The organism is Ignicoccus sp., assembly GCF_056435145.1.
Genome location: NZ_JBWNMZ010000002.1, coordinates 19,949 through 46,763, shown reverse-complemented (window position 1 = coordinate 46,763; position 26,815 = coordinate 19,949). Strand labels below are relative to the sequence as shown.

Below are 26,815 nucleotides of genomic sequence, written 5' to 3'. Positions count from 1 at the left end.
GGTCCCAGCACGGGGCGGCTGCGGCGCCTCTCGGACGCCACCGCCGGACCCCGCGCGACCGGCTTAACTTCCGGGTTCGAAATGGGTCCGGGTGTTGCCCGGTCGCTGTGGCCGGGCCGGGCCGTGGGTGAGGTATCGAGTCCAGTTTAAATAACTTGCGCTCGGTGCCCGGCTAATTCCTCACCCATCGGTTCCGCCATAGTGCCCTCATCGCGCGCTCACGGGCGGCTTTACCTCTATTGTTGCCTGGGGCAAAAAACTCTTAGCTACTACAGATATCAAGTAGAACACGGCACTGCCTAAGGCTAACCACAAGGCGGCTATTACTGCGTCCTCAACTATGCCGTGGCCTAGCCTCTTGATTCTAGAAATGGGTATCGGCGCGCCCCTCAGAGCCCAGCCCAGAACCCATGATAGCCCCACGAGCGCCCAAGCCAGAACAGTTATCTTGAGGGTCCAGTCTTGTATAGTATCCACTAGTTCCTTAAAGTCCACCGATTCTCCCCGTACGTGTTGAACCGGTCAACCCTAACTGAGGGGCCAGGGTGAAACTCTTCCACATTAAATATCTAGATACAAGCGAGCTGGGGGTACCACGCCTTGAGTCAACAGGCCAAGGTAGACAAAGAGGAGATAAAGAGAAGGGTTATCGAAGAGGTGTTAAAGAAGGTTAGCGATCCTGAGATCCCGATAAACGTTTGGGACTTGGGATTGATATATGACCTCGACGTAACCGATGATGGAGTAGTTAAGATAAAGATGACATTGACTTCGCCAGCGTGTCCGGTCGGAGGCCAGATACTGTGGCAAATAGTAAACATGGCGAAACAGATACCCGGCGTTAAGGATGTAGACATAGATCTGACGTTTGACCCCCCTTGGACGCCGTTCAAGATGAAGGAGGAAGGGAGGAAGAAGTATAAGGAATTGTTCGGCTATGACATAGTGGAGGAGTACAAGGCTAAGTACGGCAGCGAGGAAGGGTACCTGAAGGCTATGGGATACATAGATTAATCTCTCCTCGCGAGTTCGTTTAATCTTTTTAATACCCCCAACTCTTTTATAGTTTCGGCCACCGCCCTAGGAACCATCTCTTCCCACTTGGGATCTCCCAAGGCCATCAGAGCCCTTATGTTGGTCGCCACGTACTTTTCTCTCGAGAAAGGTGGCGGTTCAAGGATTTTGTACCCTGCTTCCTCGAATAGTACCTTCACCAGTGGGTTCCTAGTCACTACTGCTTCGAAGGGCGGGACGTAAGTCTTCACGTGAGCCACCCAAGCTGAGTTCATCAATATGTCCGGCACCGGGATTATGTATATCTTCTTTAAGTCTATTCCATCGTCTTCAAGGGCCCTTCTGATAGCCAAAACCCTCTCGCCCGCGGTCATCGGGTTCTGTAAGGTGTGGCTCTCTTGAGCGCTCCCGACCACTATCACTAGCTCGTCTACCTTGTCCAAGCTCCATTTGACCACTTCCAGGTGGCCCTTGTGGAAGGGCTGGAACCTCCCGGGGAACAAGGCCCTCAAGCTTCCACCACCACCGCATCTCCCGGCCTTAGGCCTAAGCTCTTCGACGCGTTACCCATGTATTGAGCCACCTCTAGGTAGCCGAAGCTGTTTATGTAGACCGCCAGCTCCCCGGGCCTCACTTCAGAGAAGGTCCTAACGAACCGGGCCGGCCTCCCGTTTACCTTAACCGGCTCGCCTAGCTCGAAGGGGGCCTCCTTTGCCCAAGTCATTACGTTTCCGAAGCGGTCTACGTAGACCGCGGTTGTCTCTACCTTCTTTTCCTCTACCTTCGCAAACGGCCTTAGAGGGAGGGGGGCCAAGGAGGTCTTGGGGCCCAGTTCCTCTAGCTTGCCGCCGCACTCCAAGAAGGCGCCCGCCGGGACGAAGACGTCGCGGCCGTGAAAGGTGTGGGAGGAATAGCTCACTAACTTCCTTTCTATCCGAACGACCTCTTCTGCTCCGAGCTCTTCCGCCGCCAGCCACAAGAGGCCGTTGTTGGGGCCCACGAGGAACCTCTTCCCTATGCGGGCCGCCACCGCTTCCCTCTCGCCCCCGACCCCTGGGTCTACTACCGCCACTAGAGTGGAGCCCTCGGGTAAGTGCTTCGCTGCGACCAACACCGCCACAGCCCCCTCCAACACGTTAAACGGTTCTATGCCGTGGGTGACGTCTATTACTTCTGTGTCCTTACAAACTTCCTTTGCAACAATCTTCAATATCCCGGCGTAGACGTCCTTGTATCCGTAGTCGGTAATTAGCGCCAACAAAGCGCTTCCCGAGCGATTCGCACTAAGTCCTCTCATTATCAAGGGTGGAGCCGGAGAGGAGTTATGAAGCGCTTGCAGCTCTTACTCCCCGGACCGGTGAGCCTCCACCCGGAAGTGGAGCTCTCCCAAGCGCTACCTATGATAAACCACAGGGGACCCGAGTTTAGAGAGCTCATGAAGGATGTTACGTCGAAGCTACAGAAGCTTTTCGGCACAGAGAGGGTCGCGCTCCTCACCGCCTCGGGGACGGGAGCGGTGGAAGCGATGGTAGCTAACTTCGTAGAGAGGGGGGAGAAAATGTTAATAGTCCAGACTGGGACGTTCAGCGACCGGATGGCCAAGATAGCGAGGACGTTGGGCGCGGAAGTGGAGCTCCTCGAGGTCCCAGAAGGTGAGGGGCTCACGGCCGAAGCCTTGGACGACGGGCTGAAGAAGAGCGGGGCCGACGTCGTGGGGGTAGTAGCGAACGAGACCAGCACGGGGGTCGCGCACAACAACCTACAAGAGCTCGCGAAGGTAGCCCACGAGAACGACGCACTGTTGCTCGTCGACGCGGTGAGTTACTTAGGCGGCCACCCCTTAGACGTGGAGTCCATGGAGCTGGACGCTGTAGCCTCTGCGTCCCAGAAAGCCCTCATGGCTCCCCCGGGCCTGGCGTTCGTGGCTTGGAGCGAGAGGGCGGTCGAGAAGATGAAGAAGGTCGAGAAGAAGAGCGTCTACTGGGACTTGGAGAGCTACGAAAAGTTCTATTTAGAGAAGTGGGAGACGCCGGCTACGCCGGCCGTAAGCTTAATGTACGCCCTCAACAAGTCTCTCGACATAATAATTAACGAGTTTGGGATAAACGGTTGGATAAGGAGACACGCGGCCTTCGCAGAGGTTATGAACGAGTTGGTGGAACGCGCCGGCGGGAGCGTTTACCCGAAACGCGGGTGGAGGTCCAACACTATAGTAGTTCCCATATTGCCCAAGGGGATGAGGCCTTCAGTGGCGAGGGCTTTGGCGAGGGAGAGGTGGGGGATAGACGTAGGCGGGGGAGCTTGGAAGCTAAAGGAAGTCAGTATAAGAATAGGGACGATGGGGTGGTACGGGGAGGACGTCGTCTACAAGGCACTCTCCTTCTTAGCGGAAATATACGGAGCGACGAAGGAGTTGGTAGAAGAGTTGGTAGAGGATTACAAGTCTAAGCTGTGATCCTTATCCGAGGGCCTATCGAGTCAACTCTCGTCTTAATTACCCCAAAGCCCAAAGGGGGGAGCGCGACTGACCCGGGCACTAAGGCGACGTCCCTGCAGACCATTGCTTTGTGCCCCCATAGTTCCTTCCAACAGCTCCCCTCGCCCGAGAGCAACTGCTCCAACACCTCCTCCGGGTCCTTTTCGGACGGCCTCGGATCGAAAGAAGTGATCAATATGGTGAGCTTTCTGAAATCATCCTTCTTCGTTACGAGGGATTTTCCCTCAAACAAGCCTATTCCACTTAAGGATATAAGGGCCCACGGCCTCTCGGTATTCATGGTTACTACGGGTTTTTCTAGGAACACCACGAGCCTCTTGTCGCCCCTCTTAGCGAGGGTCAAGGGGTAAGGTACCCGAACCTCAAACTTCACTAACTAACACCTTTCGTAGTTTGTCGGTAGCGAGGTTAATATCTTCAGCAGTGGTAACGTACGGGGGCAAGAACCTCACGACAGTCGTTCCGGCCTTCAAGCTTAGCACGCCTTCCCTCTGTAAGGCCTCGATGTACTTGCCGGGCTTGACTCTGAGCTCGACGCCGATCATTAGGCCCACGGTCCTACACTCTCGAACCAATTTGACGTCCTTCAATTTCTCTTCCAGCATTTCTTGGAACAACTTACCCTTCTCCCTGGCATGCCTAGGGACCTCGTCCTCCAATAAGACGTCCACCGCCCCGCTCACCGCCGCGAGAGCAGCCGGGTTCGCGCCGTACGTCGAGCCGTGCATCCCGGGAGTCACGCTCTCAGCAATTTTGTCAGAAACTGCAACCATGGACACCGGGTAACCGTTGCCTATCGCCTTTCCAGCAATGAGCACGTCCGGGTCCGGGGCTCCTAGCCCTTGGTAAGCCCACACGTAGCCCGTCCTGCCGAAGCCCGCTTGTACCTCGTCGTAGACTAAGACCGCACCGACTTCCCTTGACCTCTTCGCTAAGGCGTTCATGAACTCCGGCGTGGCCGGGTTTATGCCGCCTTCGCCTTGCACGGGCTCCACGAAGACGGCCGCCGTGTTCTCGTCTATTATCTTGTCCACTTCCTCGGTCGAGTTGAACTGGGCGAACACTACGTTCTTGTAGAGGGCCCCTTCGGACGGCTTACGGTACTCAGAGCCCCACGTGAGGCTGAGGGCGCCCAGAGTCCTCCCGTGGAAGGCCTTCTTAAAGGCCACCACCTTGTCTCTTTTGGTATAGTTGAGTGCAAGTTTGAGTGCCAACTCCACTGCCTCTGCCCCGGAGTTCTGGAAGTAAACGTTAAGCAACGAGCTAGACAAGACTTTAGGGAGCTTTTTCATTAGTTCCTCCTTCGCTGGATCATCGAAAGAGGGCGAATTTATCATTAAGGTACCCAACTGCTCCACTATTTTCGCAATTACCCTCGGGTTCCTGTGACCTAAGAAGCCCACTCCATAACCGTTGTAGTAATCCAAGTACTTGTTCCACTTCTCGTCCCACACGTACTGCATGTAAGCCTTTACTATCTTTAAGCCCCTAGGCGGGTAGAAGCGCAAGAGCTTGGCCTCCAAGGCTTCTGCGCCCCTGGGAGATCCGGCGTGGGGTTTTCAAGGGATCTAAGTTAAGTGCCGACCGAGTGGGAGGCCTTGGGCCTGAGCGACGAAATGAAGGAACTGGTTAACGAGTATAAAAAGAAGCCTTCAATTGCCGCAATAGCCAGCCACTCCGCCTTGGATTTGTTTGACGGCGCAAAGGACGAGGGCTTCAGGACGATCGCGGTCTGCCAAAAAGGGAGAGAAAGGCCGTACGTTAAGTTCAGTCGGGTTGTAGACGAATGTATACTCCTAGACAAGTTCAAGGACGTCCTCAAGGAGGACGTCCAGAGGAGGCTTAGGGAGGAGGCCACCATCTTCGTGCCCAACAGAAGCTTCGCAGTTTACGTAGGATACGACGCTATAGAGCAAGAGTTCGAGGTACCTGTATTCGGGAACCGCTACTTGCTCCGATGGGAAGAGAGGGTCGGAGAGAAGAACTACTACAAGTTGTTAGACGAAGCAGGAATAAAGAGGCCGAAGCTGTTTGAGACGCCAGACGAAATAGACAGGCCTGTGATAGTGAAGGTCCCGGAGGCGAGAAGGAAGGTCGAGAGGGGGTTCTTCATAGCTATGGACAAGGAAGATTACCAGAAGAGGGTTCGAGAGCTCAAGGAATCCGGGATCATAGATGATGAAGGGCTGAAGAACGCGTCTATAGAGGAGCTAGTCTTGGGCGCGCACTTCAACATAAACTACTTCTATAGCCCCTTGCTTCAAGACTTGGAGCTACACTCAGTCGACAGGAGGATACAGAGCGACTTGGACGGCTGGCTGAGGCTGCCGGCGAGGGAACAGCTCCGACTGACTGGAAACCCAAGGATGATAGAGGTAGGTCACCTTCCAGCCACGCTGAGGGAGAGCTTGTTGGAGAAAGTATTTGAGATGGGAGAGAGGTTCGTGAATGCCGCAAGGAAGCTCGAGCCCCCCGGCGCCATCGGGCCCTTCACCCTCCAAGCGGTGGTCACGCCTGAACTGGAGTTCGTAGTGTTCGACGTGGCCCCGAGGATTGGGGGCGGGAACAACATATACATGGGAGTGGGCAGCCAGTACTCCAAGCTTCAGTTCGGAAGGCCGATAAGCTTGGGGCGGAGAATTGCTATGGAGATAAGGCTGGCGTGGGAGACCAAGAGGCTCACCGAGCTCGTCACGTAGGCTCTTCCACCTTCTTGAGTCTGCTTTTGTACATCTCCACTATTTCCTTGCAAGTGGTGGCGTCCTCCGGCCCCTTGTCGGGCCTCCAACGTATGAAGCGGGGAAAGCGAATGGCCAGCCCGCTCCCCGCACTCACCTCGTCCTTGGCGCAAGTGTGGACAGGGCTGAGCGTTATCTCGGCTCCTATCACTTCCGCCACGAGCGCCGGCCTCACCCACACGTCGGGCTTAACGTTGCTTATTACCCTTGGCGGCTTAGTCTCGCTTATGTAAGGCTTTAAGAGTTCGGGGAGCTTGGCCAGCTCCTCGTCGCTGAAGCCGGAACCGACCTTGCACACGGTGGCGAAGGCGTCCCTCTTCTCGTCGTAACCGGCAACCAATAAGGCCCCAAACGTGCCTCCCCTCTTCCCCCTTCCGTAGAAGGCGCCCACCACTACCAAGTCTGCCGGCTCGACCATCTCGCTCTTGTAATCTTTCTTGTACTTTATCCACAACCACCCCCTAGCTCCAGCTTGGTAAACGCTCTGCTCGTGAACCGCCTTTACCACCAAGCCCTCGTGCCCCTCTGATATAGACTGGTGGAAGAAATGTTCGAGCTCTTCAGGCTTGGTGACGAGCTTTGCTACGGACAGCGAGAGCTCCTCGCTCTGTTCGACGACTTCTTCCAGCCTCTTCCTCCTGAGTGGGAGCGGTTTGCTCGTCATGTCTTCCCCGTCTACGTATATTATGTCGAACAACTTCACGTTAACCGGTATCTCGCTCATCATCAATGCTACGTCGTGTTTCCTCCTCCGTCTCATCAGCTCTTGGAAGGGCCTGGGTTCCCCGGTCTCCGGATTAACCGCAATTACTTCCCCCTCAACTATCGCCTCCTTGACCTTCAAGCCGGACTTGACGTACTGGACCACGTCGGGGTAGGACCTAGTTATGTTCTCGAGCCTTCTGGAGAATATCATTACCTTACCGTTCGGGAGCAAGTGTATCTGCGCCCTCTCGCCGTCGTACTTGAACTCGGCCAACCCCTTGCCCCCCAACTTCTTTAATATCTCGGTGGGATCGTTGAGCCTCTCGGCGAGCATGGGCCTAACCGGGATTCCGGGCTTGGGCTTCACCCTCTTCAGCGCCTCCGGGCCCTCGGTAACGGTAATCTTCGCTATAGCTCCCAGATCGGCCCTCAAGTTGTAGGCCCTCTCCACCACGTCCTTCGTGGTTCCAGCTACGTGGGCTAAGGCCTCTATTATGGATGCGTCCCCGACGCCCAAGCGTAACTTTCCTTGAACGAACCTGACTATGTACTTAGCCTCCTTCGGCGAGGCCTCTTTGAGCAGGCCCGCGAGGGTCTTTATCTTTAGGTCCCTGCTACCCTCGCCCTGCATGAAGGCTATCTTCTTCAATGTCTCATATACCTTCTCGAACGTTAATTCTTCTTTCCTCGTCATAAACATCATCAAGCCCCCTTTGGGCGTTTTCGCCATTAGCCTCTCCGCCACCAAGCCCAAGTCTCCCAGCTGTTTGTACAAGTTCTCCACTTCCCTCTCCTTAACGTTCGCCGCTAATGATATCGCCTTTATTATTCCCTTTTCACCAATCCCTATCTCCGGGTAACCGTACCAGTCTGGCCACAGCTTGCCTTGGATAAAGTAGACGACCTTATCTATCGTTTCCTTGTCCTCTTCAACCACCTTCTTGAATAAGTTAGTTAGTATAGCAACTATCTGAGTCCTCGAAGTGGTCTTCTCCAACCTTTCGAGGACGTCTACGACCTCCGAAAACTTCAACGCGCGGGCCCAGAGCCTTGCGAGGAGGACTAATTGAGGGGCGCGGTGGCTAAGAACTCCCTAGGATTGTGAGGTTTGCCTAGCCGAGGGGAGGGGTTACACTTCTCCAACAAGATGTCCAAGACCGCTTGAGCCACCCTCGGCCCCACCGTTCTGACGAGCCTGACGCGCTCGACCTCGAAGGACGAACACCTCTTAGCTACAAGCGGGACTCCGACCCTCGCGGCCGCGTCCTTAGGCCTCTCGCCCTTCTTGACCAACACGTGTAAGTACATGTGAAGCCTTCCGGGGTACCTCAACGCCAACAGCGCGAAGTCCAAGTAATCGGGAACCAGCTCCGGGAGGGGCATCAGAACCCTGTCTGCCGTTCCCCTCAGCCACAAGCTCACGGAGGCTGCGTCGCCTAGGATCGGTACTACGAGCCCCTCTACCTTGTTCCTTCTCACGTTCTCTATCATGTATTTGTAAGCTTCTTCGTTGATGTCGACCGAATACACCTTTGCCCCCTTCATCTTAGCTATAAGGATCGAGAAAAGCCCCGCACCGGCAAACATGTTGAAGACTACTTCCCAAGGTTCAACTAGCTTCGCCACGCGCATGTGTTCGCCGGAGAGGCGGGGAACCACGAAGACCTTGCTCACGTCAACCAAATACTCACACCCGTGTTCTCTATAAACCGTCACGGTCCTCTTCTCACCAGCTAAGTGTATCAAGTCCCTCAAGACGTATGGGGGCTTCGTACCGGGTTCTATTGCCCAGACGGACTTTATCCCTGGCATCTTTTTCAAGAGGACTTCTCCCAATACCTTCAGCTTATCTATTGGGTAGTCAAACTTCCTGTGAATTAAAGCTATGTCGCCGACGACGTCTATTCTGCTCCAGACCCCCTCGTCGCCCAAAACCTCCTTAGCGATCTTCTTGAGCAGCCTCAAATGGTCACCCGCTCGAACGCTACCTTCCTAACGCCAACCCTTTCGATGGGGAGAAGCTTGGTCAAGCCTTTGAGGACGTCGCAGCCCATACACCTCACAACCGCCTCGTCCCCTCGCCTCTCCACCTCCCGCACGTACCCCTCCCCAGGCCGGAGGGCCTCAAGGAACTCGAGCTCCCTCGACCTCCCCTCCGCGAACTCCCTCACGAGCTCTAGGGCCTCCAGTCCCTCCTCGCCGAGCATCTCCTCCAGCGCCTCGCGCCTCACGACCTCTAGCCTCCTCTCAAAGACTTCCTTCCTTTTTCCGTGGCCCTCAGCCAAGAAGTGGAGCGCCGTCGCCAGGAATAGGGGATCGTCGTAGCCCATGGAGTTCGCCCACGTCACGCTTTCCCCCCAGTGAAGGGCTCCCTTGCCGAACTCGTAGTTTAAACCCAAAGCCATGATGGCGTCTAAGTAATTCCCGAAGAGGCCGACCAAGCGGGCGTAAGCCTCGAGTCCCCTCCGGGAGACGCGGGGGAGATTGACGGAGCCGTAGAGGGGCGACAGCGCCCCCTCGGCCTCGGCTACCGCCTCCTCTACGCTCACCCTCTCTTCCTTTATCAAGTAAGCCGCTAGGGAGACCGCGCACCTCAGGGGGTCGAAGCCGCAAACCACCACCGCCGGCCTCTTGCTGATGAGTACGGCTGCCGTATGGAAGCCCACCACGTCGGGCAACGCAGCCTTCGGGAACTCCTCTACCACCTCATAACCAGCGAAGAGGTAGTCCCCGTAGATGTCTCCGAAGTATGGGTCCAAAACTACTATTCTGTTGACCTTTTTCTCCTCTATAACGTGGTCCAGCCCGGGACCCTTGATAAAGGTCAAGCCTCGCGTTTCTACCGTTTTGGGCAAAGCTTCACTGCCTCCCCGCGTCTTCTTGCAGCCTCTTTAATAGGGAGGATAGGTCCCGCGGCCTCTGTCCCTTAACCTCTGACAACGCTCTGGCCACAGCTTCCTTCTTCTCCTCGGCGCACGCCTTCAAACACTCGTCGTCCTTACAAGAGCCCAAACAGCTCTCCAAGTCCAAAGTAACCATATAGTATGACGTCTCGAAGTTCAAGTTTTTAAGCCTTAAGTCCACGTCACCGAGCTTTACAACCCTCAACGTCTCGTGGAGCTTCGCTTCCTCAAGCACTTCCTTAACGCTCGAAAGCTCCTCCGCTTCAAAAATGAAAAATCCCAAAGCCTTGAATGCCTTGGACATCCTCTGCGCCAGTGCCTCGCGGCTCAAAGGGCCCTCACCTTAGGCGACAAGGGTTGAGCGTTACCTACCTTCACTTCGACCTCCTTGCCGGTCCTTCTCTCTAATTCTTCCTTCAGCGAGCTTGCCACTTGGTATTCGTCCTTTATATAGTATAAAAGCTCCCTCCACTCGTCGCTCAACTTCAGAGCCCTCTCCAACAGCTGCCGGGGGACGTCTTCCAGCTCTTCCCAGACTCCCTCCTCCACGCTCTCCACGACCTCTCTGAGCGCCTCAGTGGCCTCCCTCGGTGCTACCTCTACTAGGACTTTATCTGACTTTACCTTTTTTATCTCATTTAGTAACATGTCGAAATACGCCTCTTTGGCCTCCACCTCTAAGTTTCGCTCTATTGAGGGCCAACGCGGAGTTCCCCCCAAGGACTCGGCCAGGGAGGGGACGAAGGGGTAAAGCAGCGAGCCCCACAGCTTCAGCAGCTCCCTCACCTCCTTGGAGGGGGGCAACCCCTTGTCCTCTAGCCTCTGGTAATATCTCTTCAAGTCCCTCGCAAAGCCCAAGGCTTGTAGGGCGGCCTCCCTCACGTCGCCTTGGTCTAACGCCGCCTCGGCCCTCTGGACCCTCAGCGCCAGAACGGACTTGAGCCACTCCTCCAACTCCCCGGCCTCCCTCTCTCCCGAAGGCCACCCTTTGTATGCCTCCTCCAACCTCCTCTGCGCCTCCCGGAGGCCCCTTTCCGAGAACTTCAAAGAGGAGGTAGGTTTCGCCGCGGTCAGCAAGTACAGTCTCAAGGCTTGAGGGTCCTCCTTAAACGGGTTCACGTTCACGTCCTCCACCTCTCCGGTAACCATCAACTTCTTGGGAACGTTGGAGGTGCCGAAGAGAGCCGCGTGGTGGAACAACATGTATGCAACGTGGTTGTTCAACAGCTCCTCGTGAACCACTCTCATATCCAACGGCATCCACTCCAAGAACCTCTTCCTTAAGTACTTCATCTCTTCCAGCTTGCCCTCTCCTAACAACAAGTAGTCCCACACCTCGGGCTTAACTTCCTTATCCTTGAGAATGTCCGCAAACAAGTAGAACAAGTAGTACAGAGTAGAATCGCTCAAGCTATCTATTACCAACTCCTCTTCCCAAGGCAAGGGGGTACCCAAGCCGCGCGTCAATGCAAACGCCCTCTTCTTTAGATTCTCTATAATTGTTACTAAAGATCTCGAAGCCTCTTTGGGCACTACGTCCATTAGGCTCAGAACCTCCAGGGCCTTCTTCTTCCACTTTTCGTCGTCGTAGTTCAAGAACCACTGATCCTTGAGGACCTTCACGACCACTTCGTTGCCGAACCTGGACAATATCGGTCCGTTCAATATATCGTAGAACTCTAAAGCTACTCCCCCTATGATGGCCGCCCTCTTTATGATCTCAGAAGCCTCCAAGGGGGGACGTTCGGACAGCGCAGTCAACAGCAAGCCCTTGAGGAACGGGTCATCTAAGCCCTTCAGAGCCTTCAAGATGGCCTCCGGCTTGAGCTTGCCCTTGCTTCTCTCGGCCAAAACGAGTTCCCTATTGTCCTTAAAGCACTCTGCGGGGACCTCGCAGCCGGGCAGTTCTATTACGACTTTCGGCGCCAGCTCCTTCGGGTCGACGCCTAAGCTTTCCAACACGAAGGGTTTGCCCGAGAGTTTCTGTACCTCCCGGTAGTCGTTCACGTCGTGAGCCGGCTTCGAGGCGACGACTCCGCTCCCTCTGTCGGGGTCTACCATGGTGGACGGCAAGATGGGAACGCTCTCGCCCGTTATGGGGTTCGTGACCCTCTTGCCGAGTATATCCTTAGGGTCTATCTTGCCTATCTCAATGACCTCTTCCATTTGAAACCTCGCTTTGAAAGCTGCTTTAGATGACATAATCATCCTCTTGCCCTTGAACTCCACTATCTTGTACTCAGCCTTAGGGTTGATCCATAGGTTGGTTATACCGAAGGAGGTCTCAGGCCTGGTGGCCGCCGGCAAGTACAAGCCCGAACTTAATTCGAACATTAACAAGAAGAACGACCCTACCTTTATCTGCTTGAAGCCCTCCGTATCGTGGGGGCTCACCGGAACCTCTTCCACCGGGTCCCACGGCACCGGGTACGTGCCCTTAATTACGAGGCCCTTATCCCTAAGTTTCAAGTACAACCACTTTACAAACGACTTGAACCCCGGGTCCTCAGTAGTGAACGAGTACTCCCAATCTATCCTCAGCTTCAGTGATTCGAACAGCTCCTTAAGCTTTTTGGACATGAGGTCGCCTAACTCTTTGGGACTCTTTACGTCTTCGCTTATTCCTAACTCTTTTACCAGCCTCAACAGCTCCGGAGAGCGCGACTTCAGCCTCTCGTAGAAAGAAACTAAGGGCGTACCGCTGTAGTGAAACGCCATGGGGAAGAGTACCTTCTTACCCTTGGCTTCGTGATACCTAGCGTAGACGTCAGCTATCAAGTAAGAGCGGATTCTAGTGACTAACTCGTCCAAGTCTAAAGGGAGAGCGTAAGGAAAAGCTGCAGTAACGAAGAATTTCTGTTGCAACAGTACACCCAGTGAGGAAGTTTATATGGGGAATTAATGGGTAATCACAAGATGACGGGGTTTGAAGAACTCTATAGGTATGTAATGGAGAGGTCGCGAAGGCTGGGAATACCTCACATACCGCTGGAAGACGCCTACGTGCTTCAAGGGACGTCGTTTGCCGCCTTGGCCAGCGCGGAGGGCGTTGCGCTGGACTTGGGCGCCGGGTTAGGCTTCTCAGCACTATGGATATTGCAACCAGCAAAAACCTTCGGGAAGAGGCTCATAGCGGTTGAAAGGGATGCGAGGTTGTTCGAAGAATTGAAGTCTTTATCAGAAAAGACCGGCTTTGAGGCCGTGCACGGAGACGCGTTGGACTTCTTAAACAAGTTCGAGGAGCCTGTCGCCTTTGCCTTCGTAGACGTCGACAAGGAACAGTACCCCAGAGCGTTAGAACTGCTCTACGAGAAGTTGAGTGATGGCGGCGTGATGATGTTCCACAACGCGATTTTTCCAGCGCCGCCCCCAGAGTTCTTTGAAAAGCTCAGGGAGCTTAAGGTGAAATACTTGGTAGTGCCGACGTCCCTAGGCCTCGTGGTAGCTACTAAAACTTGATACGTGACCCCTGGAACACGACAGAAGGTGCTGGAAACTTGAGGCTCGGCATAGTGGTGTCCGAATTCAACTACGACATAACAAGACTTATGTTAGAAAAGGCGTTAGATCACGCAAAGTTCCTCGGAGTCGACGAAGTCTTGGTGCTCAAGGTACCCGGCTCCTTTGAGGCCCCGCTGGCCGCGAAGAGGCTCTTAGACGAGGGTTGCGACGCCGTGGCCGTCCTGGGTGCAGTAATAAAGGGTGAGACGGACCACGATCAAGTAGTGGCCCACCAAGTGGCCAGGAAATTGATGGACTTGTCTCTGGAGTACGGGAGACCCGTCACCTTGGGGATAATAGGCCCCGGCGCCACCCGGGAGCAGGCTGCCGAGAGGATAGAAGAGTACGCGCGCCGCGCGGTGGAGGCCGCCGTCAAAGCTTGGAAGAGGCTGAACGAGGGGCCTCAGCCGGCGTGAGTGGTGAGGTGAGCTATCAAGGAGTGTACGTCAAAGAAGAACGTCCCCTCGTCTGCTGACCTCCTCTCCTTCTTTTTCACGGTCTCGGTCAAGCATATAGGGCAAGCCAGCAAGCCGGTCTCCTTATCCCTCAGAACCCTTATCTTAATACCTTCGTATTCCACTGTGATCACTTCCCAGACCGGTTCCCACGTTATGGCCACTCAAGTCACACCTCCCAAGGGCTCTTGACGTAGCTCACCACCATCCCCTGCAACTTGTTGACGTACCAGCGCAGCGACTCTTGAAGCCTTTCCCTCTCGCCTTCGTCTATGTGAAACCTCTTTCTGGCCCACTCCACGCTCTCCTCGGTTATCGTTCCTTTGCCTTTGGCTGCCGCCATCCTTATCAACGAATCTATCTCGGCGTTGCTGAACCACCGGGTAACCTTGACTACCTTCTCAACCAAACGGTCGTCTATTTCCAATTCGTACCTCCTCGCGGTCCTCTTCACTATCTTTCTCCTGAACTCCTTGTCGGGGTAACCAACTATCACCGCTAAGTCCACCCTGCCAGGCCTCACTAAGGCTTGGTCGAGCAGCTGGGGATGGTTAGTAGTCAGCGCTATTAGAGGCCTCTCCTTGTTCTGTAAGAGTTTCAAGAACACGTTCATCTCGCTGACGTAGCCCTCGTGAACGGCCAGCCCGCGGTCCATCAAGAACTCGGCGTCGTCTATAAGGACTATTACCTCGTCTTTCCTTTTGTTGACCGCGCTAAATATCTCTTTTAGAATCTTTTCCGTCTGTCCGTACCACATGCTTCTGTACATCCCTGGCTCCAACTCGAGTAGCTTCCTCCCCAACTCTCCCGCGACCGCCTCGACCAAGATGGTTTTGCCCACGCCGGGAGGACCGACGAGTAACATCCCCTTCGGGGCGAACGCCATCTTATTGACGATGGGATCTATGACCAGCGTTCTTAACTCTTCGCTCAACTCCTCCGGGAAGTCGTTCAAGTTCCATTCTGGGACCTTCAAGGGTATGGTTATCTTTATACTTTCATGACCGTCCCTCACGTCTATCTTTATTTCGTTCTCGGGGAACTCTGCGGCCACGTGGATGAACAGCGTCGGGCTGGTTATTTTTAGGTTCAAGTCCCCCAGCTCGCGGGAGTACTTCTGCAAGAAGCTCTGGACCGCGTTCCTAGCCCTCCTCATCAACGCTTTGTGGTCGTACCTTTTAGCTCGGTTATCCGAGAAGAGCATCCCTATCAGTACAGTCGAATCGTCCTCGCGGCTCTCCCCGCTCGAACCCCGCGGCTTCTGCGCCAACGCGACGAACCTCCTCGTTATTATTCTATTCTTATTCTTAACTTCGTCAAATGCCACCAAAGCTACGTTTACGTCAGCCTTGTACGCTAACAAATGCAAGTAGTAATTGACGAAAGAGGCGAAAACGTCAACCGAGCTAGCGTTAACGAAGCTTTTGAATTTGACGTATATGTTAGGGGCAGGTTCCTTTAGCTTGATCCCTCCGAGCACCTCGTCGAGGACCAGTTCTTCTATCCTTAAATACAAGTTTGAGGAGAGGAGCAAGTTGTCCGAGAAGTCCGGTTTGAACCCCTTAGACACCTCGTAGAGCACTTTGGTCCCTAGCATCTCATTGATCAAGATCTTTGCTGACTTGTGCTGGTTGTCCCTAGCCAATTTCTTGGTGCCGCCCACTCCCTCTCGACCGGGTGAGGCCCGATCCGGGAGTTTATTAGCGAGGGGTTTCATGATTTGTGTCTCCGCTGGGAGCCTTACTTACTCGAAATGTTGCGAGCCTTGGGGTTAAGCGTAGAAAGGGAGAGGCGCGCGTGGGAGGCCGCGGCCCTCTTCAATAAAGGGATGGAACTCCCGCGCTTTGAGTGTATAGAAGTAGTCGGTCCCTTCGGGAAGCCCCGGACGGGATGTCCGAAGCTGGCGGTGGACGGAGCGGCGAGGGGGCTGGAGGACTACGACGTGCTCTTGTCCGACGGCGACGGAGTGGGGCCCGAGGAGCTCACGAGGGCCTCCGAGGAGAAGTTGCTCTTCTTAGTACTACACGGCGACAACTTCGAAAAGCTAATTAAAGTCCCCCTAGGGAGGAGAGTAATCCCCGTGGTGCAGAGCCCCCGAGGTGAGGGACTCTGCGTGCCGGCCTTCAGTGACGGCGACAAGGCGAAGTTATTGGCTTCAATTATTGCTAGCAAGGTGTTCGTTAGCGGGCTGGAAGGGGGAGGAAAAGACCCGATGAAGGAGAGGAAGTTCGAACTGTCTAAGGTGATGGGCGTTGAAGGTGCTCTGGGCCGTCACTGGCGCCGGACACTGGATGAAGGAGAGCGCTGAGGTCTTCGAGAAGTTAGTCGAGAGGGCACAAGTAACCGTGATATTTACTAGGGCAGGGTACGAAGTGGCGAAGTTATACGGGGTCTTGAAGCGGTTTGAGGCCGCCACGGGGGGCTACTACAGGGAGCTCGAGGTGGACCCCAAGCCCCTCTCCCACGTGTACGGCAGGGTTATGAGGAAGGCCTACGACGTCGTGGTCGTAGCGCCGATGACCGCGAACACCGCCGCAAAGTTCGTGTTAGGAATAGCAGATAACTTGGTCACCACTGCCTTAGCGATGGCCAGGAAGGCTGGAGTAGAAATATTGGCCTTACCTACCGACGCCCCTTGGGTTAAGTCGACCACCTTGCCGTGCGTTATTAAGGACTGCGTCGGGTGCGAGGTTTGTCCTCCTCAAGCCTCTTGTCCCACTGGAGCCATAGTGGGGGAGAAGGTTAGGCGAATATTGTTAGAGAAGTGCGTCGGGTGCGAGGTTTGCGTGAACAAGTGTCCTTTCGGCGCAGTGTCTTGTTTCGCAGAGGCGCCTTTTGAAGTCCACGAGCTAGAGCTAGAAATATTGAAAAAGTTGGAGAGGTTGGCCAAGGTGCTGAAGTCTCCGCAAGAGCTGGCCGCTGTGCTGGGAGTCCGATGAGGACCACCAGGCCGGTCCGGAGCGGTGAAGAGCCCCTAGCCTCACCGAGGGCTCTCAGAGGTACTTTCGCGGGTCAGCTATCCTGCCCTCCACCGCGCTGGCCGCCACAGTGGCCGGGCTGGCTAAGTAGACCTTGCTCTCCGGATGACCCATCCTCCCCTTGAAGTTCCTGTTGCTAGAGGACACGGCCACCTCGCCGGGGCCCAGTACTCCCAAGTGGCCTCCGAGGCAAGGTCCGCAAGTGCTGTGAGCCACGAAGCAGCCCGCCTCGACCAAGATATCGATTATCCCTTCCTTGAGCAACTTCATATACTGTTTCAGGGAAGCGGGTATTGCTATGCACCTAACTCCCGGAGCTACCTTCCTCCCCTTCAATACCTTCGCCGCCTCTACGAAGTCTTCGTATCGCCCGTTGGTGCAGCTGCCTATGAACGCTTGGTCTATTGGGACTCCCTCCACCTCGCCCACAGGGACCACGTTGTCTACGCTATGAGGCACAGCGACTTGGGGCTCCAGCTTGCTTACCTCGAACTCCCAGACGTCCTCGTAGTGTGCCCCGGGATCGGGGCCGAAGGGCTTGACGCTCACGCCGACCTCATCGAAGAACCTCACTGTAACCTCGTCGGCCGGTACCATACCCACCTTTGCGCCCATCTCCACGCTCATGTTAGCGAGCGTCATTCTGTCTGCTATACTCATCCTCTTTACCGTATCTCCGTGGTACTCCACAGCCTTGTAGGTGGCGCCGTCGACGGTTACGGTGCCTATTATGTGTAGTATTACGTCTTTTGCGTAAACGCCCTTGGGTAGTTCGCCCGTGATGTTGACCTTTATGGACTCTGGCACTTTGAACCACAGCTTGCCTGTGAGCCATACCATCGCCATATCGCTCGCGCCTATCCCGGTAGCGAAGGCGCCCACTGCCCCAGAGGTCACTGTGTGAGAGTCTGCACCGACTATCAGCATTCCGGGCCTCGCGTAGCGTTCCTCGACCAACACTTGGTGACAGATTCCTCCTCTGCCTACGTCGTGGAACTTCTTTATTCCTAGCTTCCTAGCAACTCTCCTCATTATGGCCTGGAGCTCGGCCGCCCTTATCTTGTCGGCCGGCACGTGGTGGTCGAATATTATGGCTACCTTGTCGGGATCCCAGACCCTCACCTCTCCAGCAATCTCTTCGACTACCTCCACCACGTGGGGGCCGGTCAAGTCGTGAACCATAGCTAAGTCTACGTTGGCCTCCACTATCTCGCCCGGACTCACGTCCTTACCGCTGGCTCTGCCGAGCACCTTCTCTGCCATGGTTTTCGGCACGATTAGGACCCGGCAGGGGAAGTAGAGGAGGAATTTTTGTCTTGCGCGGATCGGCCTTAAGACCGGCTCATCATTCTGTCCCTCAGAGCTTGCACCCGGAGGCCTCACCTCCTCCTCTTGCGCCTCCGCCCGGTCGAGACGAGCGACTGAAGGGCGCTCAAGGTCTCCTTGAGCTCCTCCAAATCGATTTTACCCTCTATGGCTCCGTCCCACATTTCGGCCAGTTCGGCCGACACTTCATAAGCTTCCAGCGGGAAGCGTTCCGTAGACGGAGCCTTGGTGGTTTCCCCCTCTTCCTCGAGGGAGAGCTCTTTGGTACTTTCATCTTCTCCAAAAAGGAAGGGTTCTTCGTCGAAACTCATACTCCTCCCCCGAGCTAGGCGGCCAGCGCAGCTTTGAGCCTGTCCTTCTGTTTCTTCAACTCGTACCTTATCCTGCCTAACAGGGCGGTCCTATCTGTAATTACCACCACCATCGCATCCCCTATATCCGTTAGAAGCATCATGTTTTTGGTATACTCCGCGGTGGCCATGTCCATCTCGCCCAAGTTGAACTCCTCGGCGAATCTCTGCAAGGCGCCGTAAACGCTCACTATCATCGCTGCGATGCTCTCGGGATCTATTTCCTTTCCCATTTGGGATACATAGTCGATCAAGAAGCCGTCCTTGGAGACGACCAGTATAGCCCTTATACCTTCAACCCTTATCATTTCGTTTAGTACCAATCTCAAGGGTGTCTCAGCAGCCAAACCCGATACCCACGGTAGCTTTGGGGACACGATATTTAAGTAAGTAGAAAGGCTTCTCAATAGTGCGAAAGTTCGGTCGCAGCCGGTGGAGGCTCGTCACCGCTCCGGGACGTGCAATCCCGCTCATCCCTCAGACAAATGCCTTCTCCTCACCCATTCGGCTCCGGGAGTACTCCTCACCGGACCTCGAGCCAGTCGTCGTCATAAACCTTTAAGTTTTGTTCGACCCTCGCAGGGGAATGTGCTTGTACGCTTTAAGCGAGGCGAAGTCGAACTTCCTAAGGCTGATATCTGAGGAGTTGAAAAAGAGGGGAGTGAGCGTTGAAGAGAGGGAGCTGGAAAGGCTTGCCGGGAGGCCCCCCGCTCCGGAAATGGGCGACTTGGGGGTCTCGCTCTTCAGATATGCGAAGACGTTAGGCCTCAGGCCCGACGTCCTCACCTCAGAGCTGAAAGGAAAGATCGAGGGAAGGGTTGATGGGGTCGAGGAAGTCAAGGCGATTGGTGGATTCTTAAATATCGTGTTAGATGCTCGGTGGCTAGCCGAGAGAGTCCTCCGAGAGGCGTCCGAAGACGACTACGGTAAGTGGTCGTTCGGCGGGCGTATCGTCGTAGAGCACACCTCGGCAAACCCGGTTCACCCCCTCCACGTAGGTCACGCTAGGAACATGTTCTTGGGCGACTCTCTGGTCAAGATACTGAAGAATTGGGGAGCTGAAGTGCAGTCGAGGTTCTACATAAACGACATGGGAAGGCAAGTGGCTGTGTTGGTCTACGGGCTGTTGAAGCTGGGGAGGCTCGAGCCTCCGGAGGGGGAGAAGCCGGACCATTGGTATGGGAAGGTGTACAGCACGGTGAATACCCTTGTGGAGCTCAAGTCCCCTAAGGACGACGAGGAGAAGGAAGAGTGGGAAGAGGTGTTGAAAGAGCTTGAGAACAAGTGGCCGGAAATAGTGAGGGAGATTAAGGAGAGGTTCGACGACCAAGACCCAGACGCCAAGATATCGGAGTTGATGAAAAAGTACGAAGAAGGCGACCCCGAAGTGAAGGAAGCATTCAGAAAGGTGGTAAATAACGTATTGGAAGGTTTCAAGGAGACCATGAAGAGGGTCGATGTAGAGGTCGACAAGTGGGACTGGGAGAGCGATTTGGTCTGGAGTGGCGAGGTAGATAAGATAATAAAAATGGCGACGGAAAAGGGTTTGGTGGTCGAGAAAGACGGGGCCTTAATTATGGTATTCAAGGAACTGAACGAAGAAGTTCGAAGGAGGTTGAGAATACCCAAGGGCCTCCAAATACCTCCCTTGGTCCTCAAGAGGTCCGACGGCACAACACTCTACACCACGAGGGACATAGCATATACCATAAAGAAGTTTGAAGAGTTCAAAGCTGAGAAAGTAATAAACGTAATAGCGGCCGAACAGAGGCTTCCCCAGATCCAGCTCCGACTGGCACTCTGGGAGCTCGGCTTCCGGTCCTACGCCGAGAACTTGATCCACTACGCTTACGAAATGGTGAACGTTCCTGGAATGAAGATGAGCGGCAGGAGGGGGAGGATGATTACCTTGGACTGGTTGTTGGATGAAGCAGAGAGGAGAGTGAAGGAACTCGTGGAGGGGAGGAGCGAAGCGGAGGACGTGGATGAGGTAATCAAGAAGGTGGCTGTGGGAGCCGTGAAGTTCGCGATGGTTTCTGTATCCCCAGAAAAGCCCATAACATTCAAGTGGAACGAGGTCTTGAACTTCGAGAGGAACTCGGCCCCGTATCTCCAATACACCTACGCTAGGGCGATGGGGATACTCCGGAAGGGCGGAGAACCAGACTTGGGAGGGGCTGACTACTCGATGGCGGGGAGGTACAAGGACCTCATATTGACTGTAGCAGAGTTTCCAGAGGTCACTAGGAAGGCCGCAGAAGACTTGAAGCCGGACCTAATAGCGACTTACTTGCTCTCATTGGCAGACAAGTTCAACGAGTTCTACCATAAAGAACCCGTTGCGAAGGAGCCGGACGAAGGTTTGAGGAACTTAAAGCTAGCTCTTGTGAAGGCCGTTGCGAACACGCTAAGGAGAGGGCTGTGGCTGTTGGGGGTGGAAGCGCCGGCTAGAATGTGAGCTCCTCCCCGTCCCTCAAGTTGTGGAAGCCCGCGCGTCCGGCTTCCTCCCTACACTCCTCGTCCCCGTGGACCAAGTAGACTTCCTTGGCTTTAGTCATAGAGATGAACTGTAGGAGCTCTTGCCTCGTGGCGTGTCTCGAGATCTGCAAGTGGAGCTCCGGAGGGCCTACGACGCCCTCGTTGCCCAAGGGATCCCTCAAAGAGACCTCGTTGCCGGCAATGAGAGAAGAGGCGGGCTCGAACACGTGGCCCAGCAAGACGTAGGGGACTCCCCTAATGGCCCACCAGACGCTCATTCCGCCGCTCAACGAGCCCGAGGGCGCGACCACGACCGTGCCGGGCCTCGACAGCTCTAACCTCTCCCCCAGAGACGAGGGGAACACGACGAAGTCGGTCAGCCTTCTCCTGCTCCCGTTGAGCCACGCCGTCACTTCGCTTTCCTTCAAGTACTCGATCATTTCATCATATATCTTGGTAGCTCTGAACCCCATCCCTTCCACTATAACCACGTTAAGCCCTATCTGATCCTTATAATTCATGAGAAACTTCACCACTTCTTGAACTTTTCCCACCGCATTCGCCGCCACCAACACCGGCCCCTCGCGCAACTTCTGCTTTAAGAAGTAGAGAAGCCTCGACCATTCCCTCTTTGCAGAGGGCCTGTCCTTACACAAGTAACTGCTCTCCGTTATCAACACGTCAACTTGCGGCACGTCCTTCGACCAGTGGTCGAGCAAGAAGCTTGAGGTCCCGAGGTCGCCGCTGTAGAGGACCCTCTTCCCCTCACACTCTACCAACACCATCGAGCTTCCCAAGACGTGCCCAGCGTTGAACAGAGTGACCGTCGCGTCCCCTATCTTGAACGGCCTCCTGTAGGGTGCCCGTAACGAGGAGTTCAAGCTCTTCTGCACGTCAGCGACGTCCCAGGGGATGTCCGGCGTGAGGGACTTGGCGTCCAACCATAACTCCTTGGCCAATGCTAGAGTTGGGAGAGTGGCGTAGACCTTCTTGCCCGGGGCCATTAGGCTGTGGTCCAAGTGGGCGTGCGTAAGGACGACCTCGTCGACCCCGGGCTCCACGCCGGCGTCCAAAGCGAAGGGCGTACCGCACTCCACGACGAGGGATATTCCGCCGAAGCCCGTTGCCACAGCCTTTATCCTCAAAGCCTCGCTTGCCGGAGGTGGGTGTTTGCCGGAGCTAAAGGTGTGTGGGGTGACCAACCCCAAAGACGCGGAGACGGCAGTAGAGGCCGGGGCGAGCTACGTGGGTATCATAATAGACGCGCCGTCCCCGAGGCTGGTGGGACCCGAGGTCGCTCGGGAGGTCGCCTCTGTGCTCCCGTCCCACGTCAAGCCCGTGGGAGTGGTGGACGCCACCAAGCCTCTTAACTTGGATAAGGTTTTGAACTCAGGAATCAAGGTAGTCCAGCTCCACTGGGGGGACGAGGCAACGTTCTTGAGGGCGAAGTACCTCCTAGAGGGGTACGACGTCTCTGTCGCAATAGCCCCAGTAAGGGCTACCACGTTCAAATACGTGGGGGCGGAGTACGTCTTGTGGGACAAAAAGTCATTCGAAGAGAAGTTCGTCTCGTGGGGAACTCGGTGGACCAAGGTGGGGGTAGCGGGCAAGATAACCCCTGAGAACGTCAAGGAGGTGGTGGCCTCCCTCAAGCCCGACCTAATAGACGTCAGCAGCGGGATAGAGGTCAAACCCGGCGTTAAGGATCCAGAAAAGATTATGAAAATAGCAGAGGTGATCGGCCTCGCGCTGTGAAAAGGCGCCGATCTCTTCGCTGCCCAGGCCAGCGGAGCTCTTCTCGTCCGTTCAGGGCCCCTCACTCATATTAGAGAGCGCCGTCGGCGGCGAGACCAAAGCCCGCTTGAGCTTGGTCGCGTGGGAGCCCGAAGTAGAGGCCGTGATCAAGGAGGGAGAGGACGTCAGAGAGGTACTGAGGGAGCTGAGAGGTGGGGAGGCCGACACGGGGACCTTGTACAAGGGGGGACCGATAGGCTACATCAGTTACGAAGCGGTGGAGGCTTGGGAGAGAGTCGAACACAAGGGCGCCAACGACATGGGGTGGCCTTGGGGAGAGTTCGTAGTACCCAAGAAGTTCGTTGTTTACGACCACGTGTTGGGCCACGCCTCCCTCTGCGGGGTCAGCAAGGGGGAGCTAGGAGCGGGCGAGCCCTCCGAACTCAAGGTACTTGACGAAAGACTCGACGTCCCCAAGGATGAGTTCGTGAAATGGGTCGAGGAGGTTAAGGAGTTGGAAGAGGAGGGAGAGGCCATACAAGTGGTCCTCTCCAAGTCCTACACTTATCGATACGAGGGCGACTTGAGGAGGCTTTACTTCGAGCTGAGGAAGGTTAACCCCTCGCCCTACATGTTTCACTTGAGGCTAAAGAGCGGTGAGGTCCTCGGGAGCTCGCCCGAACTCTTGTTCAGAGTGGAACGCGGGAGGGTGGAGACTTTCCCCATAGCCGGCACGCGCCCCAGAGGGAAGGACGAGTGGGAAGACTTGAAGCTGGAGGAGGAACTGAAGTCCGACCCTAAGGAAAGGGCCGAACACTTGATGTTAGTTGACCTGGCTAGGAACGACTTGGGCAAAGTATCTCGGCCCGGGACAGTTAGAGTGACCAACATGATGTACGTAGAGAAGTACAGTCACGTACAACATTTGGTAAGCAAGGTAGAGAGTGAGCTAGACCCCCTCTTCGGCCCCGAGGACGTCTTAGCGGCGACCTTCCCGGCAGGCACCGTCAGCGGGGCTCCCAAGCCAGCTGCCATGGAGATAATAGGGAACTTGGAAAAGCTCAGGAGAGGCCCCTACGCCGGGGCGGTGGGCTTCGTCAGCGGTGAGGGAGCGGAATTCGCAATAACTATTAGGAGCTTCTTCGCTAGGTCCGGACTGCTGAGGGCCCAAGCGGGGGCCGGAATAGTGTATTACTCGGTGCCAACGAGGGAGTGGGAAGAGACCGAACACAAGCTGGCAGCGCTCAAGAGGGCCCTAGCCCCCTTCTTGTCCTGAAGCCTTCCTCTTCCTCCAGACGTCAGGGTACGTGCCGGGCTTCATGATAACCCTTTTGGTCTTGGCCACCCATCCCTTTTCCATCTCTAATGCCTCTCGTGAGGAGACCAACGCTCGTGCTACTGCTACCAGCTCCCCCTTTAAGCTCACCACCGCAACATCGTCACCTCTCTTCATATCGTCGGTCAACGCAGCAACGCCCCTTATGGACACGTTGGCCCCGTGGGCTACCGCGTCCACAGCTCCATCCTTGATCATGATCTTTGGCATGTGACAAGTGGCCGCTTCACAAGGCATTATATATTTCTTCAAGAGGTCGTCGTTACCGTAGTTATCGTACACGAACTTAGCTTCGCTGAGGTCTTGCATGCGAACTAAGTTCCAATCCTCGTGGAAGGGACCGCTCCGAGTCCTCCTCAACTCCCTCATGTGCGCCCCTGTCCCCAGGAGCAAACCCAAGTCGTGCGCGAGCTTCCTCATGTAAGTTCCGCTCTCCGAGCCGACCCTCACTAGCGCCATCCTCCTCTCGGGCCAGAACTCTAAGACGTGGATGTAGTATACCTTTTTTGTCCTCAACTGTCTCTTGACGCTGCTCCTCAGAGGGGGCCTCTGGTATATTTCTCCCACTAAATACTTCAAGTTCTCTATGACGTCTTCCTCCTTTACTGCCTCGTGGAACTGCACAACCATTACGTACTCCTTACCAGCTGACATAACATAATTAATTACCTTGGTGGCCTCAGATAGGGCAACGGGCAAGACGCCGGTCACCTTAGGGTCGAGCGTTCCGCCGTGGCCGGCCTTCTCTAAGCCAAACATCCTCTTTATCCAAGCAACCACCTCGTGAGACGTAGGGCCCGGGGGCTTGTCCAAATTAACTACCCCGAGCTCCACTAGCTCCTTCACGTCCCTCTTCCACGGCTCCTTGCCGTACTTGGGGTCCGTCTCGGCCTCCTCCCTAATAATCCACTTCCCTCGGAAGTCGCACTTCCGGTGCATCTCCTCGTACCACTCGAGCGCCTCCTTCACGCTATCACCCCTCCTTAACTTTGAGGACCTTGTAGAGTATCTCGTCGGGAATTTTGAAAACTTCTTTCGCTATCTTGTAGATGTAGTTGTCGTCCGGAATGATTTTGGGCAGCCCGATCCTCAAGGCTAGAGACTGCTTCAGCGCTTCCTTTTCCATCCTACTCTTAACCTCTCCCTTAGCTATGGCTTCCGCTACCCTGAACGCCACGTAAAATCTGGCGTACTTCCTTATTACAGTCTCCATATCAGGAAAGGCTTCTAGGGCTTTATGTAAGAGCCTTATGAGCTCGTCTTCCTCCTTGAACCCGAGAACTACCGAAGTAAAGATTATCCTAAATATCCTAGAGAGTAGGTTGCTGTCCACCGGGCCCAGCTCCGAGGTCACTTGTTCCCTCGCCTCCTTGCCTTTCTCCAGTATCGCTTCCGCCGCCCTCTCGAGCTTCCTCTCGAATTCAAGTAACTCCTTCATTTCTTCTTCCAAGCCTAGACCATACTTAGATATCACATACACCGTTGCCAGCTCCTTATCCAATATATCCGGCGGGAGGGCGATGCCCCTCAGCGGGGATATGCCGTGCTCCTCGTACCTCTTATACATCTCCTTTTTGAGTCTCTCTCTGTCCCAGCCCTCCTCCAACGCCTCAGCTATTAGGTCTGTCACGACCTCTACGCGCTTCCGGTGAACCAAGATCGAGCCCCAGAGCTTTTGTGAGGCCGAGGTCTTTACTCCGCCGGGAAGCCCTTGCCCTTCACTAGAAGGGAAGTAGAGGAGTACCTAGAGGCGCTCGAGAAGGCCGGAAGGGAGCTGAGGAGGAGGATAGGCTACTTGAGGATAGATAAAACTGTGGTAAAGGTGAATAAAATAATAACCTACTGTACACTGGAGAACTCGGAAGGAAAGAGGAGGTTGTTGGTGAAGTACGACGGCGAAAAGCTCTGGGTGGAAGGCCCTAAGTGGATCAGCTTACCATTGAAGAACAAGACGTTATACTACCTAAACAAACGCTGAGCGAAGTTTTCACCTAAAGCCACGGAAATTACACCCAAGCTCAGACTAGCTGCAGTGTAAAGCGCGGCCACAACGAGCTTGGACTCCCTTAGCAAGACGTAATTGTCAGCGACGAATGTGGAGAACGTGCTCAGCGCTCCGCAGAAGCCGGTGGCTAGGGCGAGCTTCAGCTGGTGTCCCCAAGACTTGGCCTCGAAGATCCCTATGATAAAGCCTAACAAGAAGCTCGCCATCAAGTTAACCAAAAACGTTGCCAACGGGAAGTCGTACACTTGAGGAACCAGCTTGTAGAGATAGTACCTAACCGTCGCGCCCAGAGCTCCTCCGACCGCCACCCAGACAAGCGCCTTCATCCCTTGACCCGAGGGCGGGACGGGCACAAGGGTTTTAGCAGCTCCACCGCACTAAGTCGCCCTCTAGCGACGTGACCAGCCTCGCCCTCCCCTCCAAAATAAGCTTCTCGAGGAACTCTGGGTCGATCACGTAGGCGTATGCTTCGACCACTTGGCCGGTGTCCTCTCTCTTCACTTCTATCTTTTCCCTCTTGTATTCCCCCTCCACCACACCCTCGAGTACATCCAGCCTGTCCAAACCTTCTTCCGAGATCAAGTACAGCTCCCCAGCAACGTAGTGTTCCCCGCCGCCCAAGAGCATTGCGGGATAGCGCTCGTTGCCGGACCTAACCTCGTAGAGCGCGTGTCTGTCGGCCGTAACTGCGAGCGAGGCGAATGTCGCCCCCGCGTCCTTGAGGGCGTCGTGGAGCGGGCAGCCGCGCATGAGCGTGCCGTAGACGAACAGGTAGGTCACGCCCAAAGCTCGGAC

31 protein-coding genes and 1 rRNA gene are annotated in these 26,815 nt (G+C 55.2%); 11 read left to right on the top strand and 21 right to left on the bottom strand.

What is annotated here, in order from left to right; translation table 11 throughout:
• Window positions 1–9: 9 nt before the first annotated feature.
• Window positions 10–119: ribosomal RNA gene (gene rrf / locus AC1HCZ_RS01020) — 5S ribosomal RNA — on the bottom strand.
• Window positions 120–207: 88 nt separating this feature from the next.
• Complete coding sequence (cedA1, locus tag AC1HCZ_RS01015; protein WP_479461683.1) at window positions 208–495, bottom strand: DNA import protein CedA1; 288 nt, start codon at window positions 493–495, stop codon at window positions 208–210.
• A gap of 105 nt (window positions 496–600) precedes the next feature.
• Here cedA1 and AC1HCZ_RS01010 point away from each other — a divergent pair, with 105 nt between their 5' ends.
• Window positions 601–1,014 (top strand): metal-sulfur cluster assembly factor, encoded by a 414-nt coding sequence (locus AC1HCZ_RS01010; RefSeq protein ID WP_479461682.1) that lies wholly within the window; start codon window positions 601–603, stop codon window positions 1,012–1,014.
• Here the strand turns inward: AC1HCZ_RS01010 and AC1HCZ_RS01005 are convergent.
• Window positions 1,011–1,526: a nicotinamide-nucleotide adenylyltransferase gene (locus AC1HCZ_RS01005; RefSeq protein ID WP_479461681.1), complete on the bottom strand. Its 516-nt coding sequence runs from the start codon at window positions 1,524–1,526 to the stop codon at window positions 1,011–1,013. The genes AC1HCZ_RS01010 and AC1HCZ_RS01005 overlap by 4 nt on opposite strands.
• Complete coding sequence (locus AC1HCZ_RS01000; RefSeq protein WP_479461680.1) at window positions 1,523–2,275, bottom strand: SAM hydrolase/SAM-dependent halogenase family protein; 753 nt, start codon at window positions 2,273–2,275, stop codon at window positions 1,523–1,525. The genes AC1HCZ_RS01005 and AC1HCZ_RS01000 overlap by 4 nt, the downstream gene beginning before the upstream one ends.
• A 63-nt stretch (window positions 2,276–2,338) precedes the next feature.
• On the opposite strand from AC1HCZ_RS01000, the gene AC1HCZ_RS00995 reads away from it, so the two are divergent.
• On the top strand, window positions 2,339–3,469 hold the full coding sequence (locus AC1HCZ_RS00995) for a pyridoxal-phosphate-dependent aminotransferase family protein (RefSeq protein WP_479461679.1): 1,131 nt from the start codon (window positions 2,339–2,341) through the stop codon (window positions 3,467–3,469).
• On the opposite strand, the gene AC1HCZ_RS00990 is transcribed toward AC1HCZ_RS00995, so the two are convergent.
• Window positions 3,459–3,884, bottom strand: a complete 426-nt coding sequence (locus AC1HCZ_RS00990) for a hypothetical protein (RefSeq protein ID WP_479461678.1) — start codon at window positions 3,882–3,884, stop codon at window positions 3,459–3,461. The genes AC1HCZ_RS00995 and AC1HCZ_RS00990 overlap by 11 nt on opposite strands.
• Window positions 3,874–5,034: an aspartate aminotransferase family protein gene (locus tag AC1HCZ_RS00985; protein WP_479461677.1), complete on the bottom strand. Its 1,161-nt coding sequence runs from the start codon at window positions 5,032–5,034 to the stop codon at window positions 3,874–3,876. The genes AC1HCZ_RS00990 and AC1HCZ_RS00985 overlap by 11 nt, the downstream gene beginning before the upstream one ends.
• 93 nt (window positions 5,035–5,127) lie before the next feature.
• On the opposite strand from AC1HCZ_RS00985, the gene AC1HCZ_RS00980 reads away from it, so the two are divergent.
• Window positions 5,128–6,210, top strand: coding sequence for a formate--phosphoribosylaminoimidazolecarboxamide ligase family protein (locus AC1HCZ_RS00980; protein WP_479461691.1), 1,083 nt, complete (start codon window positions 5,128–5,130; stop codon window positions 6,208–6,210).
• Here the strand turns inward: AC1HCZ_RS00980 and AC1HCZ_RS00975 are convergent.
• From AC1HCZ_RS00975 to AC1HCZ_RS00955, 5 genes are read right to left on the bottom strand one after another with little or no spacing between them, the layout of a single operon-like run.
• Complete coding sequence (locus AC1HCZ_RS00975; protein ID WP_479461676.1) at window positions 6,203–7,987, bottom strand: ATP-dependent DNA ligase; 1,785 nt, start codon at window positions 7,985–7,987, stop codon at window positions 6,203–6,205. The genes AC1HCZ_RS00980 and AC1HCZ_RS00975 overlap by 8 nt on opposite strands.
• A 29-nt stretch (window positions 7,988–8,016) precedes the next feature.
• Complete coding sequence (locus tag AC1HCZ_RS00970) at window positions 8,017–8,919, bottom strand: class I SAM-dependent methyltransferase (RefSeq protein ID WP_479461675.1); 903 nt, start codon at window positions 8,917–8,919, stop codon at window positions 8,017–8,019.
• Window positions 8,916–9,809: a hypothetical protein gene (locus tag AC1HCZ_RS00965; RefSeq protein WP_479461674.1), complete on the bottom strand. Its 894-nt coding sequence runs from the start codon at window positions 9,807–9,809 to the stop codon at window positions 8,916–8,918. The genes AC1HCZ_RS00970 and AC1HCZ_RS00965 overlap by 4 nt, the downstream gene beginning before the upstream one ends.
• Before the next feature lie 4 nt (window positions 9,810–9,813).
• Entirely contained in the window at window positions 9,814–10,188 is a 375-nt protein-coding gene (locus tag AC1HCZ_RS00960) for a hypothetical protein (RefSeq protein ID WP_479461673.1), read from the bottom strand.
• Window positions 10,185–12,722: a class I tRNA ligase family protein gene (locus AC1HCZ_RS00955; RefSeq protein ID WP_479461672.1), complete on the bottom strand. Its 2,538-nt coding sequence runs from the start codon at window positions 12,720–12,722 to the stop codon at window positions 10,185–10,187. The genes AC1HCZ_RS00960 and AC1HCZ_RS00955 overlap by 4 nt, the downstream gene beginning before the upstream one ends.
• Window positions 12,723–12,758: 36 nt before the next feature.
• Between AC1HCZ_RS00955 and AC1HCZ_RS00950 the strand changes: the two genes are divergently transcribed.
• Together AC1HCZ_RS00950 and ribH are read left to right on the top strand one after the other, a co-directional pair.
• Window positions 12,759–13,316 (top strand): O-methyltransferase, encoded by a 558-nt coding sequence (locus tag AC1HCZ_RS00950; RefSeq protein WP_479461671.1) that lies wholly within the window; start codon window positions 12,759–12,761, stop codon window positions 13,314–13,316.
• Window positions 13,316–13,774, top strand: a complete 459-nt coding sequence (gene ribH, locus AC1HCZ_RS00945; protein WP_479461690.1) for a 6,7-dimethyl-8-ribityllumazine synthase — start codon at window positions 13,316–13,318, stop codon at window positions 13,772–13,774. The genes AC1HCZ_RS00950 and ribH overlap by 1 nt, the downstream gene beginning before the upstream one ends.
• On the opposite strand, the gene AC1HCZ_RS00940 is transcribed toward ribH, so the two are convergent.
• A complete protein-coding gene (locus AC1HCZ_RS00940) occupies window positions 13,762–13,977 on the bottom strand; it encodes a hypothetical protein (RefSeq protein ID WP_479461670.1) in 216 nt (71 codons plus the stop codon). The genes ribH and AC1HCZ_RS00940 overlap by 13 nt on opposite strands.
• Window positions 13,978–13,982: 5 nt before the next feature.
• Complete coding sequence (locus AC1HCZ_RS00935; RefSeq protein ID WP_479461669.1) at window positions 13,983–15,476, bottom strand: ATP-binding protein; 1,494 nt, start codon at window positions 15,474–15,476, stop codon at window positions 13,983–13,985.
• A 57-nt stretch (window positions 15,477–15,533) separates the two neighbouring features.
• On the opposite strand from AC1HCZ_RS00935, the gene AC1HCZ_RS00930 reads away from it, so the two are divergent.
• Window positions 15,534–16,121 (top strand): hypothetical protein, encoded by a 588-nt coding sequence (locus tag AC1HCZ_RS00930; RefSeq protein ID WP_479461668.1) that lies wholly within the window; start codon window positions 15,534–15,536, stop codon window positions 16,119–16,121.
• Window positions 16,072–16,752, top strand: coding sequence for a flavoprotein (locus tag AC1HCZ_RS00925; protein ID WP_479461689.1), 681 nt, complete (start codon window positions 16,072–16,074; stop codon window positions 16,750–16,752). The genes AC1HCZ_RS00930 and AC1HCZ_RS00925 overlap by 50 nt, the downstream gene beginning before the upstream one ends.
• A 54-nt stretch (window positions 16,753–16,806) precedes the next feature.
• Here the strand turns inward: AC1HCZ_RS00925 and AC1HCZ_RS00920 are convergent, their stop codons facing one another.
• From AC1HCZ_RS00920 to AC1HCZ_RS00910, 3 genes are all read right to left on the bottom strand, one after another.
• Window positions 16,807–18,066: a 3-isopropylmalate dehydratase large subunit gene (locus AC1HCZ_RS00920; RefSeq protein ID WP_479461667.1), complete on the bottom strand. Its 1,260-nt coding sequence runs from the start codon at window positions 18,064–18,066 to the stop codon at window positions 16,807–16,809.
• A gap of 104 nt (window positions 18,067–18,170) precedes the next feature.
• Window positions 18,171–18,428: an RNA polymerase subunit Rpo13 gene (locus AC1HCZ_RS00915; protein ID WP_479461666.1), complete on the bottom strand. Its 258-nt coding sequence runs from the start codon at window positions 18,426–18,428 to the stop codon at window positions 18,171–18,173.
• A gap of 14 nt (window positions 18,429–18,442) precedes the next feature.
• A complete protein-coding gene (locus AC1HCZ_RS00910; RefSeq protein ID WP_479461665.1) occupies window positions 18,443–18,814 on the bottom strand; it encodes a roadblock/LC7 domain-containing protein in 372 nt (123 codons plus the stop codon).
• A 245-nt stretch (window positions 18,815–19,059) separates the two neighbouring features.
• Between AC1HCZ_RS00910 and AC1HCZ_RS00905 the strand changes: the two genes are divergently transcribed.
• Entirely contained in the window at window positions 19,060–20,925 is a 1,866-nt protein-coding gene (locus AC1HCZ_RS00905) for an arginine--tRNA ligase (RefSeq protein ID WP_479461664.1), read from the top strand.
• Here AC1HCZ_RS00905 and AC1HCZ_RS00900 read toward each other — a convergent pair.
• Window positions 20,915–22,090 (bottom strand): MBL fold metallo-hydrolase, encoded by a 1,176-nt coding sequence (locus AC1HCZ_RS00900; protein ID WP_479461663.1) that lies wholly within the window; start codon window positions 22,088–22,090, stop codon window positions 20,915–20,917. The two genes, AC1HCZ_RS00905 and AC1HCZ_RS00900, sit on opposite strands and share 11 nt — an antisense overlap.
• Before the next feature lie 25 nt (window positions 22,091–22,115).
• Between AC1HCZ_RS00900 and AC1HCZ_RS00895 the strand changes: the two genes are divergently transcribed.
• Window positions 22,116–22,700: a phosphoribosylanthranilate isomerase gene (locus AC1HCZ_RS00895; protein ID WP_479461662.1), complete on the top strand. Its 585-nt coding sequence runs from the start codon at window positions 22,116–22,118 to the stop codon at window positions 22,698–22,700.
• 10 nt (window positions 22,701–22,710) lie between these two features.
• Window positions 22,711–23,955, top strand: coding sequence for an anthranilate synthase component I family protein (locus tag AC1HCZ_RS00890; RefSeq protein WP_479461688.1), 1,245 nt, complete (start codon window positions 22,711–22,713; stop codon window positions 23,953–23,955).
• Here the strand turns inward: AC1HCZ_RS00890 and AC1HCZ_RS00885 are convergent.
• Together AC1HCZ_RS00885 and AC1HCZ_RS00880 are read right to left on the bottom strand one after the other, a co-directional pair.
• Window positions 23,935–24,954, bottom strand: a complete 1,020-nt coding sequence (locus AC1HCZ_RS00885) for an RNA-guided pseudouridylation complex pseudouridine synthase subunit Cbf5 (protein WP_479461687.1) — start codon at window positions 24,952–24,954, stop codon at window positions 23,935–23,937. The genes AC1HCZ_RS00890 and AC1HCZ_RS00885 overlap by 21 nt on opposite strands.
• A 34-nt stretch (window positions 24,955–24,988) precedes the next feature.
• Window positions 24,989–25,672: a DUF2192 domain-containing protein gene (locus AC1HCZ_RS00880; RefSeq protein ID WP_479461661.1), complete on the bottom strand. Its 684-nt coding sequence runs from the start codon at window positions 25,670–25,672 to the stop codon at window positions 24,989–24,991.
• Window positions 25,673–25,726: 54 nt separating this feature from the next.
• On the opposite strand from AC1HCZ_RS00880, the gene AC1HCZ_RS00875 reads away from it, so the two are divergent.
• Complete coding sequence (locus tag AC1HCZ_RS00875; RefSeq protein WP_479461660.1) at window positions 25,727–25,993, top strand: hypothetical protein; 267 nt, start codon at window positions 25,727–25,729, stop codon at window positions 25,991–25,993.
• On the opposite strand, the gene crcB is transcribed toward AC1HCZ_RS00875, so the two are convergent.
• Together crcB and AC1HCZ_RS00865 are read right to left on the bottom strand one after the other, a co-directional pair.
• Window positions 25,975–26,346: a fluoride efflux transporter CrcB gene (gene crcB, locus AC1HCZ_RS00870; protein ID WP_479461659.1), complete on the bottom strand. Its 372-nt coding sequence runs from the start codon at window positions 26,344–26,346 to the stop codon at window positions 25,975–25,977. The two genes, AC1HCZ_RS00875 and crcB, sit on opposite strands and share 19 nt — an antisense overlap.
• 34 nt (window positions 26,347–26,380) lie before the next feature.
• Entirely contained in the window at window positions 26,381–26,800 is a 420-nt protein-coding gene (locus AC1HCZ_RS00865) for a gamma-glutamylcyclotransferase family protein (RefSeq protein WP_479461686.1), read from the bottom strand.
• Window positions 26,801–26,815: the final 15 nt, after the last annotated feature.